Source organism: Martinezella multihospitum (genome assembly GCF_900094585.1).
Taxonomy (GTDB): domain Bacteria; phylum Pseudomonadota; class Alphaproteobacteria; order Rhizobiales; family Rhizobiaceae; genus Rhizobium; species Rhizobium multihospitium.
The window spans coordinates 134,624-150,801 of the sequence record NZ_FMAG01000004.1; the positions used below are offsets into that span (position 1 = coordinate 134,624).

Consider the following 16,178-nt stretch of genomic DNA (forward strand, 5'->3'; position numbering starts at 1 on the left):
CAAAGGAGCATACACATGATTTCGTTCGACCTCTCCGGACGTACGGCCCTTATTACAGGCGGAGCATCCGGTATCGGCCTCGAAGCAGTGCGTCTCATCGCCAAGAGCGGTGCGACGGTTGCAATCAACTTTCTACCCGATGATCCGCGAGGACCGGTAGCCGTCAAAGCCTTGCAAGAAGAAGGTTTCAAGGTCGTCGCAGCACCCGGCGACGTCGGTAATGCCGAGAGTGCGAAGCAAATGGTGCTGAAGGCGATCGCCGATCTCGGCCGCCTCGATCTGCTCGTCAACAATGCGGGGACACCTGGAGTTCGTCATCCCATACCGATCACCGATCTGGATTCGATCACCGAAGAGCTGTGGGCAAATCTGCTGAACGTGAATTTCATGAGCGTCTTTCGCTGCTCCAAGGCGGCTGCACCGGCCTTGAAAGATGCGGGAGGGGCGATCGTCAATACGGCTTCCATCGCCGGACTCGGCGCCGTTGCGAGCACCATTGCCTATAGCGGTTCGAAAGCAGCCGTCATCAATCTCACGAAGAACCTCGCCCGTTCGCTTGCGCCTGATGTTCGCGTGAATTCGGTTGCACCAGGGGCGGTCGACAGTTCGTGGGGTATCGAATGGTCCGAAGAGCGCCGGCAGACGACGATCGCCGCGACGCCAATGAAACGTCTTGCCACTCCGGCCGAAGTCGCCGAACTCATCGTTTATCTCGGCTTCGCCGCAAAGATGACGACCGGTCAGACAATCGCGATCGACGGCGGCATCTCGATCTAAGCTCCCGGAATTCTACCGAATTTAAGCAAGGAAATCTTCAGTGACGGAAATCGTAAAGGTCAAGTCGGGCAGCATCCTGGAGGACAAGGAGGGCTATTCCCGTATCGTGGCGGTCGGGGACTGGATCTTCATGTCGTTGACCGCCGGACGCGACTATAAGACCCGGGCAATGCCAGACACCGCAGTCGAACAGGCCAGACAGGCGATGAAAAACGTCGAGGGCGCTCTTGATGCTGTCGGCGCCTCGCTCGCCGACATCGTCCGTCGGCGGATATTCATCCCGAGGCAGGAAGATGTCCCGGATGTCATGGCATATATGGGCGAAAAGTTTCGCGGTATCGATCCGGCCAGCTGCGTAAGCTGCGGGCCGCTTGGTGGCCCGGAATATCTGTTCGAAATCGAGATCACCGCCTATCGGGGCGCTGGCGCCAAGCCCGCAAAGCAAATTTCGATCTCGCTATGATCTTGCGGGCTGGCGCCATCTGTGCTGCGGATCGCGCCAGCCCAATGATCTACCGCTTCTTTGTATATGATCGACAAAAGCAAACAGGTAAAGTACGACGCTCTGCAATCATTACGAGGGCATCATGGCTAACACCGGTTCAGATTCGATCATCACTCCCATGAACAACATGGAGGCGACGCAGTTCGCCGCCGAACAGATCCGAAAGGCCATCATTGCCGGTCATTTCAGGCCGGGAGATCGCCTGATCGAACAGCAGCTAACGGAAATGCTTGATGTTTCCAGGCATCCCGTCCGAGAGGCGTTGAGATTGCTTGCGCGTGAGGGCTTTGTCGAGCTCAAGCGCAACAAGGGTGCCACCGTTAGCGCGGTGGAAGCTGCAAGCGTTACTGAGGTCTACAATATCCGCGTAGCTCTTGGGATGCTGGCGCTCGACTATCTCATGGCGGACGAGGATCGGTTGTCCGATAGCGATCTCAGGCGCCTGGAAAAATTGGCAAACAATGCGTTGCGATGCGCAGAACTGGAGAGCCAGGCGGAAACGGTCCAGAACGATCTTGAATTTCAGCAGGCCATCATCGACGCTACCGGCCTTCAGCGAACGATACGCTATTTTTCTGAACTCACAGGTGACGTTCGACGCTTCAACAACTTGTTGGGCGTCGTTTACACGGATCGGAAGGGCGATGCGGAGAACTATGTTGTGAAGCTTTTCGAAGCCATACGTGATCGAAATCTTCATGAGGCGCACTCGATTTGGCAGGCTAAATTTACGAAGGCGGCAGAACGCTATCTCTCAATCATTGAGCGTGGGAAATCGGATGGAGCGAGCAGAGCCATATAAGGCCGCTGTTTAGATGATGTCGCTTGGCACTTCAGGAGCAGCCGACGCGGTTGAAGTGTGATGCTGACATTAACGTCTGGCAGGAGCACTTCAATCCGCTGAAAATGCTTTGAAAGTACGGAGTGGGCAAAGCTCTTTGACAAAGCCAAGAGTTCTCGACCGATGACAAGACTTCGACATGCCTTTGTCCAGGGAAATCGCAGTCTTGATGGCCAGTCATGCTGGCCGTTCTCTCGTTCTGCTGAACTAAGACCCGGCATGATCCAGCTGCACGCACCGCTCATGGTTACGCTATCGAATCTATTGTCGTCAGATATATGAGGCATGGTACACTCCTTTGCCTGAGTTATAGACCAATATTTGCTCCGGACGTGGCTGCAGTGCCGAACAGCACTTTGATCATTTTTGCGGAGGTCGCGATAAGACTGGATTGAGGGATGCGTTCCGGAGCTTTAAGTTTAACCGATTGGTGGGCTCCTACCTCTGTGACAGTTTCTCGGTACGCTGCTCGTATTGAGGGGGCGGCAGAAATTTAATTAGATCGTCGTAGAGCGCACGAGGTATGTCCAGTCCTTCGGCCTCAGTCTTCTGCCGAGCTTCGTAGCGGCGCTGCGAGGGGAGCCTAGCGTTCTGGCCGGTGATCGCCTCGAATAGAAGCTCGGCTCGATTCATGTTCTGCTCGAGTGCCTTCCCGAGGAATGAAGCCGGATCGAAAATGATGATCAGTTCGCCGTGCAAGGGTGCCGCTCCTGCCTCATTGTCATGAGCCTTGGATTCAATGCTCAACATGTCGCCGATCAATGGACCGGCGAGGAGTTCTATCATGGCAGATAACGCCGAGCCCTTGTGGCCGCCGAAGGTGAGCATCGCCCCCTTTAGCGCTTCGGAAGGATCCGTCGTCGGTTCGCCGTCCAGGTCGATCGCGAGACCGGGAGCGATTGGTTTTCCGTGGCGCCTATGCAGTTCTATCTCGCCGCGTGCCGTGGCACTTGTCGCGAAGTCGAAGACAAAAGGTTGCCTTTTGGGGCGTGGCCATGCGAAGGCAAACGGATTCGTTCCGAATACCGGACGAATTCCACCAGCTGGCGCGACCCAGTTGTGGCTGGGGGTCAAGGCAATCGCAGCGAAGCCTCGTTCCGCCAGCGGCTCGACTTCCGGCCAAAGGGCTGAGAAATGATAGCAGTCGTTGATGGCCATGGCCGACAGCCCCTGAACGGTTGCTTTGTCGAGCGCAAGCTCGATACCGCGGCTATAGGCTAATGATGAGAAGCCATGGTCGGCATTGACCTTTACGATCGACGGAGCAACGTCTGTAACTACCGGCTCGGCGTTTTTGTTAACGCGTCCGATGTTGATCGAATGGGCACAGCCCAGCAGCCGATAGAGCCCATGCGAATGACATTCGTCCCTTTGTGCGCGGATGATGACGTCAGTCACGGCATCGCATTGGCTCTTGCTGAGTCCCGTATTGGCGAGAATATCAAGGCTGAGGGACGTCGCTTCCGCGAGCGAGAGGTTCACCGTATCAGTCATCGTCATCCCGGAATAGGGTGGCTCTTCAGGCCGAATGCATTGGTTGGAGCGGCCCGAAGTCTTTCAATGGATGAGTAAAGTCCGGACCGTTCCATGGAGTTGTCAGGCGAGGGTGACCCAGATTGTCTTCAGCTGCGTGTATTGATCGAATGCCTCGATGCCTTTGTCGTAGCCGCCGAAGCCAGAGGTCTTGTATCCGCCAAATGGGGTCGTGATATCACCTTCGCCGTAACCGTTGACTGCAACGGTCCCTGCTTGAACTTTGCGAGCCATTCGAACAGCCACGTTGATGTCGTTGGAGAACAACGTCGCGGCAAGCCCGTAGTTGGTGTCATTTGCAAGCCGTACAGCCTCCTCCTCCGTATCAAAGGTCATGACGGCAGCGACAGGTCCGAAAATTTCATTGCGCGCGATTGCCATGTCAGACGCAACGTCGCTGACGATCGTCGGCTCGACAAACCATCCGCCGGTTTCCTCGAGAACCCGATGGCCACCCGTTACGATCCGTGCTCCATCGGCTTTCGCTTGCTCGATGGCGCCGACGACGCGTTTCAAAGCGGACGCTTCTATCAGCGGACCAAGCTTTGTCGAGCGATCGGTCGGTTGGCCGACCGTCCAGCTCTTGGTCGCCTTCACCATGGCGTCGAGGAATTCATCCTTGATCGAAGACTGGACCAGAATCCGCGAGCCGCAGGTGCAGTTTTCGCCCATGTTCCAGAATGCTGCCCCTGCAAGGTTCTCGGCGATTCTCTCAAGTTGATCGGCTGTATCCGCCATGACGATTTGCGGGCTCTTGCCGCCGCATTCCAGCACGACCTTCTTGAGATTGCTGTCCGCGGAATAACGTAGAAACTGGCGACCGATTTCCGTCGAGCCCGTGAACGTCAGGACGTCTACATCGGGGTGAAGACCCAGCGCCTTCCCCGCCACGTGACCGAGACCGGGGACGACGTTGAATACGCCTGCGGGAATGCCTGCTTCAAGAGCAAGTTCAGCGATGCGAATGGTCGACAGGGATGCCAGTTCGGCCGGTTTCACAACGATGGAGTTGCCGGCTGCGAGTGCTGGAGAAATCTTCCAGGAAAGCGTGCCTGCCGGAAAATTCCAGGGAAGCACCATGCCGACGACGCCGACCGGTTCGCGGACGATCAGGCCAAGATTGCCTTCGCCGGTCGGCGAAATCTTGCCGAAAACCTTGTCGATGGCTTCAGCATACCAGCGGATGTTGTTGACGACATCGGGGAGGTCGAGTGTTTCGCAATCGGTCAGCGGCTTGCCGGCATCGATCGAATCCAGCAATGCAAGTTCGGAGGCGTTGGCTTCGATGATATTGGCGAAATCGAGCAGGATGCGCTTGCGTTCCCGCGGCTCCAGACGGCTCCAGGCGCCATCGTCGAAAGCCCTGCGGGCTGCCTTCACCGCCTTGTCGACGTCGGCTTCCGAACAGGCCGCAACTTGGTTCAGCAACTTGCCGGTCGCGGGATTGAGGTTGTCGAACTTTGCCGTGCCTTCGGCATCGATAAGCGCGCCGTCGATCAGAGCTTGGGTGCGAACGGTGGCGGGAAGGGATGTCATAAATTCTCCATTTAATGAACTAGAGCACCTTGCTCAGGAAGGCCTTGGCGCGATCGGTTTGGGTGTTGCTGAAGAGCTCGGTCGGGGTGCCTTCCTCGACGACGATACCGCCGTCCATGAAGACCACCTTGTCGCAAACCTCGCGAGCAAAGCCGAGTTCGTGGGTGACCACGACCATCGTCATGCCCTCCGCCGCCAGTTCGCGCATGACGTTGAGCACCTCGCCGACCAATTCAGGGTCGAGTGCGCTCGTCGGTTCGTCGAACAGCATGAGCTTCGGCTTCATCGCAAGCGCCCGTGCGATTGCCACACGCTGCTGTTGGCCGCCGGACAGCGTCCTTGGATAGGCATTGGCCTTGGCCGTCAGTCCGACCTTCGACAGAAGGATCATCGCTTCATCGATAGCCTGGGCCTTTGCGACCTTTTTCACCTTGGTTGGTGCTTCGATGATGTTTTGAAGTACCGTCATGTGCGGGAAGAGATTGAAATTCTGGAAGACCATTCCAATGTCGGCACGCTGGCGGGCGACCTCCGATTTTTTCATCTCATAGAGCTTGCCATTATGCTCGCGATAGCCGACCAGTTCGCCGCCGACCTGAAGGAAACCGCCATTGATGCGCTCCAGATGGTTCATGCACCGCAGGAAGGTACTCTTGCCCGAGCCGGATGGTCCCAGAATGCTGCAGACTTTTCCGTATTCGACGGTCAGGTTGACGCCTTGCAGAACATGTAGGGGACCGAAGAATTTCTGAACGCCACGGGCGTCGACAGCGAATTGTTTGGGAGAGGAGGAGAACGGTGTTGCGAGCATCTCAAACGGCCCCCGTATTCTGTTCTTCATTGTCCCGCGAGGCGGGGTCAGCCGTGTGCGACCGGCGGTCGCTTTTTCCGAAATGACGCTCGAGGAAGTGCTGGCCGATCGATAGCACCGTCGTCAGGGCGAGATACCAGAGGGACGCGACGATCAGCAGCGGAATGGTCTGGAAGTTGGCCGTGTAGATGAGTTGTGCGGAATAAAGCAGTTCCTGTAGGGCGATGACGCTGACCAGCGAGGTTGTCTTCAACATCCCGATCAGCTGGTTGCCTGTCGGCGGGATGATCACCCGCATGGCCTGGGGGAGAATGATCCGGCTCATCACGCGGAAGCTTGACATGCCGAGTGCTTCGCCCGCTTCGCGCTGTCCGACGGGCACCGAGTTCAGGCCGGAGCGGACGATTTCGGACATGTAGGCGCCCTCGTTCAGGCCAAGGCCAAGCAGGGCTGCGACGTAAACCGTGATATATGTATTGGCGTCGAAGGAGCCGAGGCTTGGTCCGAACGGAAAGCCGATCGTGATCCGCGGATAGAGCGCCGAAAGATTGAACCAGAAGATCAGTTGCACCAGCAGCGGTGTTCCACGGAAAATCCAGAGGTAGCCGGAGGCGATGCTGCCAAGAACCGGGTTCTGAGAAATGCGCATCAAGGCGATGATGGTACCGAGCACCATGCCGATCGCCATTGCTGCGATGGTCAGCCAGATCGTGGCGAGAAGCCCAGACAAAATCGCGCTGTTGAACAGATATTGCGAAACGACGTCCCATTGAAACCGTGAATTGGTCACCATCGAGACCACGAACCCGCCCAGGATCACGATCAGAAGCATGGCGGAGACCCAGCGTCCGTGATGTTTGAGCGGGACGACTGGCATCTGTTCATAGTCTCGGCTTGTCTGCCGGTCGATAAGCTGTGTCAATTTCGCGTTCCCCTGAACGTCTTGAAATTTAGCTATGGATGCCTCAAAGGCTTTCTGGTAATCGATAACCGATAGCCGTTTACATAGTGGCAACTGAATGTCATCGAGTCAAGTTCAGTTGCGGGCTAAAATTCGAGGAACCAAAAAATGAAGCAGAATTCCTGGACCAATTGGGGTGGCAATCAGCTGTTCGAAGCAGAGGCAATCGTCAGGCCGGAAACCGAGGATGAAGCGATTTCCGCTATTCAGGCCGCGGTGAAAGATGGCAAGCCTGTCCGGGTCGCAGCTGGAGGCCATTCCTTCACGCCGATCGTCGAGACCAGGGGTATCTTGCTCGACCTGGCGAAGCTGACCGGGGTTATTTCGGTCGATGCGGCGGCGAAGACGGCCCAGGTCTGGGCCGGATCGAGAATTGCCGATCTTGGTGAGCCCTTGTGGAATTCGGGGCTTTCGATCGCAAATCAGGGCGACATCGACGTCCAGTCCGTCGCAGGTGCTGTCGCGACCGGTACCAAAGGCTCCGGCCTTGGTTTTGGCTCGATGTCGTCGCGTGTGAACGGCATGCGGATCGTCAGCGGCAGGGGAGAGGTTGTAGATATCGATGCTACGATGCCTGAGCATCTGCTTGCGGCCCAGGTTGCTGTCGGAATGCTCGGACCCGTGCTGCGGATTGGCCTGGATCTCGTTCCCAAATATCGGTTGAAGGAAGAGAATGTCATTCTGCCGATGGCCGAGGTTCTTCGGCAATGGGATCATCTGCTCGCCGAGTACCGGCATTTTTCCTTCTGGTGGATGCCGACGGATCGATCGGCGCAGATGTACAAGCTAGGCGAGGTTCCTGCCGACCATTGCTTTGTAAAGTTGTTGCGAGAGGTCTCCACCGATCTGCCGGATGTTCCGGAGGGCGAGATCAACCGTAGGACCGACCGTGCCTATCGCATCTATCCCGACGGAACGACGGTCGCCGAATTCCACGAGCTCGAATATATGGTCGGCGCCGATCGGGCGCGAGAAGCCGTCGATATCATGCGCGGCCTCATGCTCAAGCGATTTCCGTACGAGATTTCGCCGCTGCAGGTCCGCTGGCAGAAGGCCGATCGGGGCTTTATCTCGCCGCAGAGCGGGCGGGACAGCACGTCGATATCGGTATCCGGCGAGATTGGGCGCAACTACGATCCGTTTCTGCGTGCCGTCGACGAGGCTCTGAGGCCGCTTGCTGCGCGGCCGCATTGGGGCAAGCTCCATTTCCTGGATCGGGAGCGGATCAGGGCCCTCTATCCGAACTATGACCGCTTCCAGAGCGTCCGCCATGAGATGGACCCACAGAACCTCTTCCTGAACCGGCATCTTGCGGAGCTCTTCGCCTAATCCAATGATGACGAGAGGCGGTCTTCAAAACAGCGAGCTCCTCGTGTTGACACATATCTGGTCGCATGTAATATATTACACGTTACCAATCACTGAGGCAGGAAAGTCGATGAAAATCGCCTCCATAGAAGTTTACGGCTATGAGCTGACCTACGCTCATGGCGAGTACGTCATGTCGAAGGGGAGGGCGGCGCAGAGCCAGGCATCCACACTCGTCCGCATTTTGACGGATGATGGTATCGAGGGATGGGGCGAAAGCAGCACGCTCGGCGGCACGTATCTGCCGGCCTTTGCCGAAGGCACACGCGAAGGAATTCGCGTCATGGCTCCCTCGCTGATCGGGCTGGACCCAACGAATCTCACGATCGTCCACGAAGCAATGGACGCTGTCCTGCTTGGTCAGAATAGCTCCAAGAGCGCGATCGACATCGCCTGCTGGGATATTCTGGGCAAGGTCGCAAACTTGCCGATCTCCCGGCTCATCGGCGGTATTGCCCAGGCGAGCTTCCCACTTTATGAAGCGGTCCCGCTGGCATCGCCCGAGGAGATGGCTGAATTTGTCCGCGTTCGCGGCAAAGCCGGTATCAATCGCTTCCAGGTCAAGGTCGGCAACGACCCATACGAGGATGCCGAGCGCACGCGCAGCGTCGTCAAGGCTTGCCCCGCTGACGCGGTCATCGTCGCCGATTCCAATGGCGGCTGGAATCTTCAGGCGGCAATCATCGCCGTCCGCGAGCTCGCCGGGCTGAACATCTATGTCGAACAGCCCTGCCGGGACACGATGGATTGCGCCATCGTTCAGAAGATGAGTTCGCTTCCCCTCGTGATGGACGAGTCGGTCGTCAACTCGGCAGAACTGTATCGCGCGAAATACGAGGCCGGGGCCGGATCGGTGAATATCAAGCTCGCCCGTGTTGGCGGCATCACGGGTGCTGTGCGCATGCGCAGCCAAGCCCAGGATCTCGGCATGACGATGTGTATTGAGGACGTCTGGGGCGGCGACGTCACGACAGCTGCGGTTTCTCACGTTGCAGCGAGCACACGCGCCGATGCGCTTCTCCACGCATCCTTCTTCAATGACTGGACCAAGGAACATGTCGCCGGATATGCGCCACGCTCCGAACAGGGGCGCGGCAAGGCACCGGAAGCACCGGGCCTCGGCATCACCATCGACCACAAGGCCCTGGGCCGTGCTCTTTTCGAGGTAGCGAGATAATGTCTGGCAGCCGTATCCTTCCGCAGGCAGCAATCAATTGGCTCAATCGTTCAAACCGACAGGAATTCCTGGCCGTCGATTCGCACACAGGCGGAAACCCGACCCGCATCGTATTGTCGGGGATCGACTTGCCAGCAGAGGTCGCGACGGTTGACGCCGTGCGCGCCTGGCTACGTGATAATGCCGATCATTGGCGTCGACGCTTGGTGCACGAGCCGCGCGGCGGGGGCCTGACCTGCGCAGTATTGCCAATCCCATCGAAGGAGGATGGATGCGATATCGGCGCGGTCATCCTCGAACCCGGCTCCTATCCGCCCATGTGCGGGCATTGCATGATCGGCTTCGCATCGGTGATCGTGGAGCTGGACATGCTCCCGAACCTTTGGCGCGATGATCCAAACCAGACCGAGTTCAGCATTCGCACGCCTGCCGGTCCGGTTGGTGTGACAGCGCGCCGCGACGGAGGAAAATTCACCACGATCACGCTGACGAACGTCGAATCCTTTGTCGTCTCGCGAGGAGATTGCGATGTCGACGGTCAACGGATGCCTGTCGAACTGCTCTATGGCGGCGACTACTACATTTCGGTAGATGCCAGAAGGATTGGGTTGTCTTTGGACCGTGGCAACGCGACCGAGGTCGTTCGTCTTGCGCGCCGTCTAAGGGATACCTACACAGCCAATGGTGTCTACGATCCGGTCTCCGGTGATCTTCTCGACGTCTACCAAGTGCTCTTCTACGAATACGATCCTGCAGCACCTCACCATGCCAAGATCGTCGTCGTCGCGCCTCCCGGCGTGATCGATCGCTCGCCCTGCGGCACCGGGACGAGCGCGCTGTTCGCCAAGCTGGTGACCGAGGGCAGCATCGAGCCAGACGATATGTTGACGACCCAAAGCATTATCGGCTCGACCTTTACCGTCACAGCCAAGCGCGTCCGAACGACGTCGGATCGCACGTTCGTGACGCCGGCCCTGACCGGCCGGGCCTACATCAATGGCTTTCTGATCATCGCCGCGGATGAGGACGACGTCCTCGCCGACGGCTTCGCCCCGCTCTAACAATTCCTCTTATCCGGAGATATCAGATGACCCTCAAGGGAGTACTTTCAGCTATCGTCACCCCGTTTACTGCCGACGGTGAGAAGATCGACGAAGCGGCGCTTCGCAAGTTGGTTGATCAGAACATTGCCGATGGCGTAGACGGCTTTGTCCCCGCCGGCGGCACTGGCGAATTCTCGGTCCTTTCGCACCAGGAACGGTTGCGTCTGATAGAAATCGTTGTCGAGCAGACGGCTGGCCGTGCTACCGTTCTTGCCCATACCGGCGCGACTTCATCTCGCGAAGCAATCGAGTTCTCCAAGCATGCCGAACGCGTCGGCGCGACCGCCATCATGCTGGCAACGCCCTATTACGAACCGATCGGCTTCGACGAGGCTTTTGCCTACTATGCTGCCGTGGCGGACGCCACCAGCCTGCCGATCTGCGCCTATAACTTTCCGCCCGCGACGGGGTTGCATCTTGACGTCGACTTCCTCCTGAAGCTTGCCCGTGAAATTCCCTCGGTCAAGTTCGTCAAGGATTCTTCAGCGAACATCTCGCAGATGAACACTCTCATTTCCGAGCATTCGCACGAGATCACTTTCTTCAACGGAGAAGATGTTCTGATGCTTCCGGCGCTCGCTCTGAAGGCGCCTGGCATGGTGATGGGGATCGCGAACTTCATGGCTCCGGTGTTGGCAAAGCTGCAGAAGGCGAGCGAAAGCGGCGACGATCAGACGCTCGTTTCGATCTGGCGTGAGATCAATCCGATTATCCGTCTGCTCGGCGACGGCCGCTACAACAGCGGCGTCAAGGCAGCCTGTGAAATACTCGGTCTTAAAGTTGGTCCCGTCCGCGCGCCCATTCCGCAATATACTACTGCCCAGAAGGAAGCGCTGAAGGTCGTGCTGTCGTCGGTCAATCCCGCCTATCTGACGGGAGCATCCCGGTAGTCATCAGAAACAATCCTACTCGAAGGCCGTCTCTCAGACATTTTGACTAGGCCGAAAGGAGACTGACGTGAAGTCCAGCATTTTCTCCGGGGTGATCCCGGCGCTCATGACCCCGTGCAAACCGGATCGCAGTCCTGACTTCGATGCGCTGGTGCGCAAGGGCAAGCAGCTGATCGCCGAGGGCATGTCGGCCGTCGTCTATTGCGGCTCGATGGGCGATTGGCCGCTGCTGACCGATGCGCAGCGCATGGAGGGCGTCGAGCGGCTGGCCAAGGCCGGCGTGCCCGTCATCGTCGGCACCGGCGCCGTCAATACAGCATCGGCCGTAGCCCATGCGGCACACGCGCAGAAGGTCGGTGCGAAGGGTCTGATGGTCATCCCGCGCGTGCTGTCGCGCGGCTCGGTGATCGCGGCCCAGAAGGCGCATTTCAAGGCGATCCTGTCGGCGGCACCCGATCTGCCGGCCGTCATCTACAACAGCCCCTATTATGGCTTTGCCACCCGCGCCGACCTGTTCTTCGCACTGCGCGCCGAACATTCCAACCTTGTCGGCTTCAAGGAGTTCGGCGGTCCGGCCGACATGCGCTATGCCGCCGAAAACATCACCAGCCGCGACGATGACGTCACGCTGATGATCGGTGTCGATACGGCCGTGTTCCACGGCTTCGTCAATTGCGGCGCGACGGGCGCCATCACCGGCATCGGCAACGTCCTGCCCAAGGAAGTCATCCATCTCTGCAACCTCGCGCAGGCTGCGGCCAAGGGCGATGTCGATGCACGCCAGCGCGCGCTTGAACTCGAGCAGGCGCTCGCCGTCCTGTCGTCCTTCGACGAAGGTCCGGATCTGGTTCTCTTCTTCAAGCACATGATGGTGCTGAAGGGAGACAAGGAATATGAGCTGCACTTCAACGAAAGCGACGTCCTGAACGACAGCCAGCGCGGCTATGTCGAGGCGCAGTTCAAGCTGTTCAACAGCTGGTATGCCGGGTGGAGCAAGCTTCCCGGCGCGGTGGAAAACTACAAGGCCTGAGGCGGCCGACAAAGATCACTGCTGAAATGAAAAGGGGCCTAATCGGCCCCTTTCTCGTAGTTCTGTAAAGCGTGCAGAAGAGCGTCTTCAGACAGCAACCCGCCTGCCTTCTGCTGCCGAACGATAGATTGCCTCGACGACTTTCACCGACAGCATTGCCCTCGGTCCGTCGGCTGGCAATCTATCGCTTTGAAGCTCATTTACGATTGCCTGGAGTTGAGCGCGTTGGCCGAGTGTCGGGAACTCCCGGGGATTCTGGACGTCACCGAAGGAGAAGTTCCCCGGTGTCGGGTGTGTCTCTCCTTCATCGACGGTCTGACGGAACAGAATCTCGTCATGTTCACCGTTGATGATGAGCGTTCCCTTGGTGCCACTTATCGTCAGCAGATGTCGTTGGCCGGGAAAGGCTGCAGTTGACGATGAAAATGAACCGAGGATGCCGGATTGGAATTTGAGAACCGCGACCGCTGCATCCTCCGTTTCGATATCGTGCAATGCGGTCGTTGTTTCGGCATAGACGGACACGATCGGTCCAAGCAAGAGTTGGGCAAGGTCAATTAGATGCGTCGATTGCGTAATGACACAGCCGCCGCCCTCGATCGCACGCGTGCCCCGCCAGGCGTCGCCTTCATAGTAGGATGGGCGGCGGAACTCGTTATCGATAATATTGACGAGGAATATCTGTCCCAGAGCCCCGCTTACGATGTCTGCCATTGCCCGGCGGGCGGCACGCGAGTGAGCTCGATGATAGATGACCGATAGCCCGACGCGTGATGTCGTGCATGCATCGATGATCCGGTCTGCCCTTTCGCAACTGATTTCCAGCGGTTTCTCTACGACTACATGTTTGCCCGCTCGTGCGGCTGCGATCGCATAGTCCAAGTGAAGTCCATTCGGCGTTGTCACGATGACCACGTCGAGGCATGCGTCCGCTAGGAAATCTTCGATGTCTGAAAAGCTTGCTGGGACCGAGAAGGCTGCGGCGAATGCCGCAGCCTTCTCCTGGTTTCGCGCAAAAACCGACACGAGCACTGCACCGGATATATTGCGAAGTTCGCGGGCATGGGTCTCCGCCGCGACGCCCGCGCCGATGATGCCGAAGCGAAGAGTTGTCACACCTCAGCTCCGGGATGCAACATTGGCCGAGCCAGTAGAGCTGACCACATGGAGCGAGGAAGAGCGATCCTGCCTGTCCATCAGGCGAGCGCGGGCACGTTTGGCCGCCTCATGCCCGGTGCCGGTCGCGATCTCCATGTTGCCAATCTCGGCGAAATAGTCACCCGCGAAGTGGATGTCGACGTCGTCCCGTTCGCAGTATGCAAGCATCGGGTCGAAGTTGAAGCCGGCCGGGCGATAAGTGTTGCCCGGCACCCACCGCTGAACGATCGTTTCTTTCACATGCCCCCTCAGCTCGGGGAACATTTTGTAGACGTCGGTCAGGTACTTGTCCCGGATCTGCTCGTCGGTGAGCTTCAGCATTTCGCGTGCGGGCGCACCACCAGAATAGACCATCAGGCTTCCACCCGGCTTTCTCGGTCCGGTGCGCAGGGGATTTGCATGGTTGAAGAACATGTCGAACGAGGCATCTGGCGTGGTGATGGCATAAATGTCGTCATATGGCATCGGGCCGGTTTCGTCGGTTATGATGCCCATCGTGGGGAAGGGGCCGTACTGGACCTTCCTGAGGACGGTGCGGACCTCTTCGGGAATGTCCTGAACGATCTCAGCGGCCTGATAGGCCGGGACCGCAATAATGACTTGCGATGCCGTGGCCGTATGTTCGATGCCGTCCGTCTCATACGCGACCGTGAGTAGGTCGCCCGTCTTCTTTACCGATTTTACAGTCGTATGGTAGCGAATCCGGTCGCCAAGCAATTCCATCATCCGTTCGCCGAAGCGGCCCGAGCCGCCGTTCAGGTTAAGTGCCATGGAATCGCCCTTGCCAGCCCAGACCGCCCCGAACAACGAGACGCCGACGCCGGCATGTTGATCCTCGGCCTCCGCGGCAGCGCGGCGGGACGCCGATTGGAAGAGATCTTCGAGGCGCTTTGGTATGCGACCGATAAAATCGCGGAAGGTCTGATTTGCCATGAAGCCGGCGACGCGAGCGCGGCGACGCTGATTGGTCTCGCCGTAGACCGGCACCATTTCCTTCTGCCAACCCTTCACGGCTTTCATGATGCGAAGGCCGAGGAAGGCCAGCGCGATGCGCTCGCGAAGGCTCATCCTCATGGTGAAGGGCAGCATGGAAACAGCTTTAGGTTTATAGACCTTGCCCCCCCACCAGATCGCGAACTTGTTGCCGGGGATGGTGATGATGTCGAGGCCGATCGAGTGGAGAATGTTGCGCATATGCGAGCCCGGCGGCGGGAAGAGATGACCTCCGAGGTTTAGCCAGTAGTCGCCGCGTGACATGGAGTAAAGGCGGCCGCCGCAACGATGCGTCTTTTCCAGAACAAGTAGGTTGCGTTCGCGTAGTTCCCACGCAGCAGAAAGTCCCGACGGTCCCCCACCGACAATAATGACGTCGTAATTCGGCTTATCCATTTGACAGCTCTCACCTCGATATTTTGATTTGTACAGTCGTGATCCCCAGCCGTTTCTTGCAATTTCTTGCCCAAGGGTTCGTTCTTGAAAAAGGCCCTTGCACTGCTGTCGATAAGCGGTAATATATCACCCGTAAGGTATTATTGTCAACGAGGCCGTTGCTATTGGATCGGTAGCCACCTCCACAAAACAAGGGGAATGAATGATGTTTACCAAGCGCAACATTCTGTCGGTGATGACCGCGACAATCTTGGGAGCCTTGTCGATGGTGCCGGCGCAGGCACAGGAAATTGCGAAGGCGGATACCGTCGCGGCCCTGCTTCCGAAGGCAATCAAAGATGCTGGAATCCTACGGATTGCTGTTCCGGATATCGGCAAGCCTCTCGCTTATAAGGATGGGAATGATCTCAAAGGCATGGATGTAGACCTCGCAAACGCTGTAGCGGCGACACTTGGTCTCAAGGCGGAAATCAGCCTGATTCCGTTCTCAGCGGCGCTCACGGGCCTGCAGGCAAACAAATACGACATCTCTTTCGGCGAATTCTATGTCACGGCCGAGCGCCTGAAGGTCGCTGACTTCGTGACGGACTGGCAGGATTACAGCTCTTTCCTGGTCACCACGGCCAAAGGGTACAAGCCGACGAAGCTGACCGACATCTGCGGCCATACGGTTGGAGCAATGGCCGGTTCGGCCGAACTCGAGACCTTGAAGACCGGCGCGGGAAAATGCGACAAGGCCCCGACGGTCAGTGCATTCCCGTCGATCAGCAATGCGATCCTTGCTCTCAACAGTGGCCGTGTTGACGGCGTTCTCATTAATCGTGGTGGCGCACAGGAATCAATCCGCATGAATCCGGGGCTCGACGCCTCCGGTGAAATTGGCGGCGGACCCTGTGCTACGGCTGTTGCCCGCAACGACAACTCCGAGCAGCTACTTGCAGCCCTGAAGGCAGCGTACGAACATCTGATGCAGACTGGCGCCTACGGCAAGATCCTCGACAAGAACGACACGGCTTACGGGGCAGCCAAGACAGCCGAGATATATAAGGCAGGTTCGACGCCGCCCAAATACGGCTTCTAATCCATAGGCCGGCCCTGT

15 protein-coding genes are annotated in these 16,178 nt (G+C 57.9%); 9 read left to right on the forward strand and 6 right to left on the reverse strand.

Going from position 1 to position 16,178, the window contains the following annotated elements; all coding sequences use genetic code 11:
- Positions 1-15 precede the first annotated feature (15 nt).
- The 3 genes from GA0061103_RS16815 to GA0061103_RS16825 all read left to right on the forward strand — a co-directional run bounded on the left by GA0061103_RS16815 (position 16) and on the right by GA0061103_RS16825 (position 2,084).
- The gene (locus tag GA0061103_RS16815; RefSeq protein ID WP_092713042.1) at positions 16-777 is read left to right on the forward strand and encodes an SDR family NAD(P)-dependent oxidoreductase; all 762 of its coding nucleotides are present in this window, start codon (positions 16-18) and stop codon (positions 775-777) included.
- Between the two features lie 40 nt (positions 778-817).
- On the forward strand, positions 818-1,240 hold the full coding sequence (locus tag GA0061103_RS16820; protein ID WP_092713044.1) for a RidA family protein: 423 nt from the start codon (positions 818-820) through the stop codon (positions 1,238-1,240).
- Positions 1,241-1,364: 124 nt separating this feature from the next.
- Complete coding sequence (locus GA0061103_RS16825) at positions 1,365-2,084, forward strand: GntR family transcriptional regulator (RefSeq protein WP_245304776.1); 720 nt, start codon at positions 1,365-1,367, stop codon at positions 2,082-2,084.
- A 477-nt stretch (positions 2,085-2,561) separates the two neighbouring features.
- Here the strand turns inward: GA0061103_RS16825 and GA0061103_RS16830 are convergent, their stop codons facing one another.
- From GA0061103_RS16830 to GA0061103_RS16845, 4 genes are all read right to left on the reverse strand, one after another.
- Complete coding sequence (locus GA0061103_RS16830) at positions 2,562-3,617, reverse strand: Ldh family oxidoreductase (protein ID WP_092714316.1); 1,056 nt, start codon at positions 3,615-3,617, stop codon at positions 2,562-2,564.
- Between the two features lie 102 nt (positions 3,618-3,719).
- Positions 3,720-5,192, reverse strand: coding sequence for an aldehyde dehydrogenase (locus GA0061103_RS16835; protein WP_092713046.1), 1,473 nt, complete (start codon positions 5,190-5,192; stop codon positions 3,720-3,722).
- Between the two features lie 19 nt (positions 5,193-5,211).
- Positions 5,212-6,003, reverse strand: a complete 792-nt coding sequence (locus GA0061103_RS16840; RefSeq protein ID WP_092713048.1) for an amino acid ABC transporter ATP-binding protein — start codon at positions 6,001-6,003, stop codon at positions 5,212-5,214.
- A 1-nt stretch (position 6,004) separates the two neighbouring features.
- Complete coding sequence (locus GA0061103_RS16845; protein ID WP_245304777.1) at positions 6,005-6,925, reverse strand: amino acid ABC transporter permease; 921 nt, start codon at positions 6,923-6,925, stop codon at positions 6,005-6,007.
- A 147-nt stretch (positions 6,926-7,072) separates the two neighbouring features.
- Here GA0061103_RS16845 and GA0061103_RS16850 point away from each other — a divergent pair, with 147 nt between their 5' ends.
- The 5 genes from GA0061103_RS16850 (at position 7,073) to GA0061103_RS16870 (ending at position 12,532) form a co-directional block, all read left to right on the forward strand.
- A complete protein-coding gene (locus GA0061103_RS16850) occupies positions 7,073-8,293 on the forward strand; it encodes a D-arabinono-1,4-lactone oxidase (protein ID WP_092713049.1) in 1,221 nt (406 codons plus the stop codon).
- 109 nt (positions 8,294-8,402) lie between these two features.
- Complete coding sequence (locus GA0061103_RS16855; protein ID WP_092713050.1) at positions 8,403-9,509, forward strand: mandelate racemase/muconate lactonizing enzyme family protein; 1,107 nt, start codon at positions 8,403-8,405, stop codon at positions 9,507-9,509.
- The gene (locus tag GA0061103_RS16860) at positions 9,509-10,570 is read left to right on the forward strand and encodes a proline racemase family protein (RefSeq protein WP_092713051.1); all 1,062 of its coding nucleotides are present in this window, start codon (positions 9,509-9,511) and stop codon (positions 10,568-10,570) included. The genes GA0061103_RS16855 and GA0061103_RS16860 overlap by 1 nt, the downstream gene beginning before the upstream one ends.
- 26 nt (positions 10,571-10,596) lie before the next feature.
- A complete protein-coding gene (locus GA0061103_RS16865; protein ID WP_092713052.1) occupies positions 10,597-11,502 on the forward strand; it encodes a dihydrodipicolinate synthase family protein in 906 nt (301 codons plus the stop codon).
- A gap of 67 nt (positions 11,503-11,569) precedes the next feature.
- A complete protein-coding gene (locus GA0061103_RS16870; RefSeq protein WP_092713054.1) occupies positions 11,570-12,532 on the forward strand; it encodes a dihydrodipicolinate synthase family protein in 963 nt (320 codons plus the stop codon).
- 87 nt (positions 12,533-12,619) lie between these two features.
- Here the strand turns inward: GA0061103_RS16870 and GA0061103_RS16875 are convergent, their stop codons facing one another.
- Both GA0061103_RS16875 and GA0061103_RS16880 read right to left on the reverse strand, forming a co-directional pair.
- Positions 12,620-13,648 (reverse strand): Gfo/Idh/MocA family protein, encoded by a 1,029-nt coding sequence (locus GA0061103_RS16875; protein WP_092713056.1) that lies wholly within the window; start codon positions 13,646-13,648, stop codon positions 12,620-12,622.
- Between the two features lie 3 nt (positions 13,649-13,651).
- On the reverse strand, positions 13,652-15,079 hold the full coding sequence (locus tag GA0061103_RS16880; protein WP_092713058.1) for a flavin monoamine oxidase family protein: 1,428 nt from the start codon (positions 15,077-15,079) through the stop codon (positions 13,652-13,654).
- A 202-nt stretch (positions 15,080-15,281) separates the two neighbouring features.
- Here GA0061103_RS16880 and GA0061103_RS16885 point away from each other — a divergent pair, with 202 nt between their 5' ends.
- Positions 15,282-16,160, forward strand: coding sequence for a transporter substrate-binding domain-containing protein (locus GA0061103_RS16885; protein ID WP_092713060.1), 879 nt, complete (start codon positions 15,282-15,284; stop codon positions 16,158-16,160).
- The last annotated feature ends 18 nt before the right edge of the window (positions 16,161-16,178 follow it).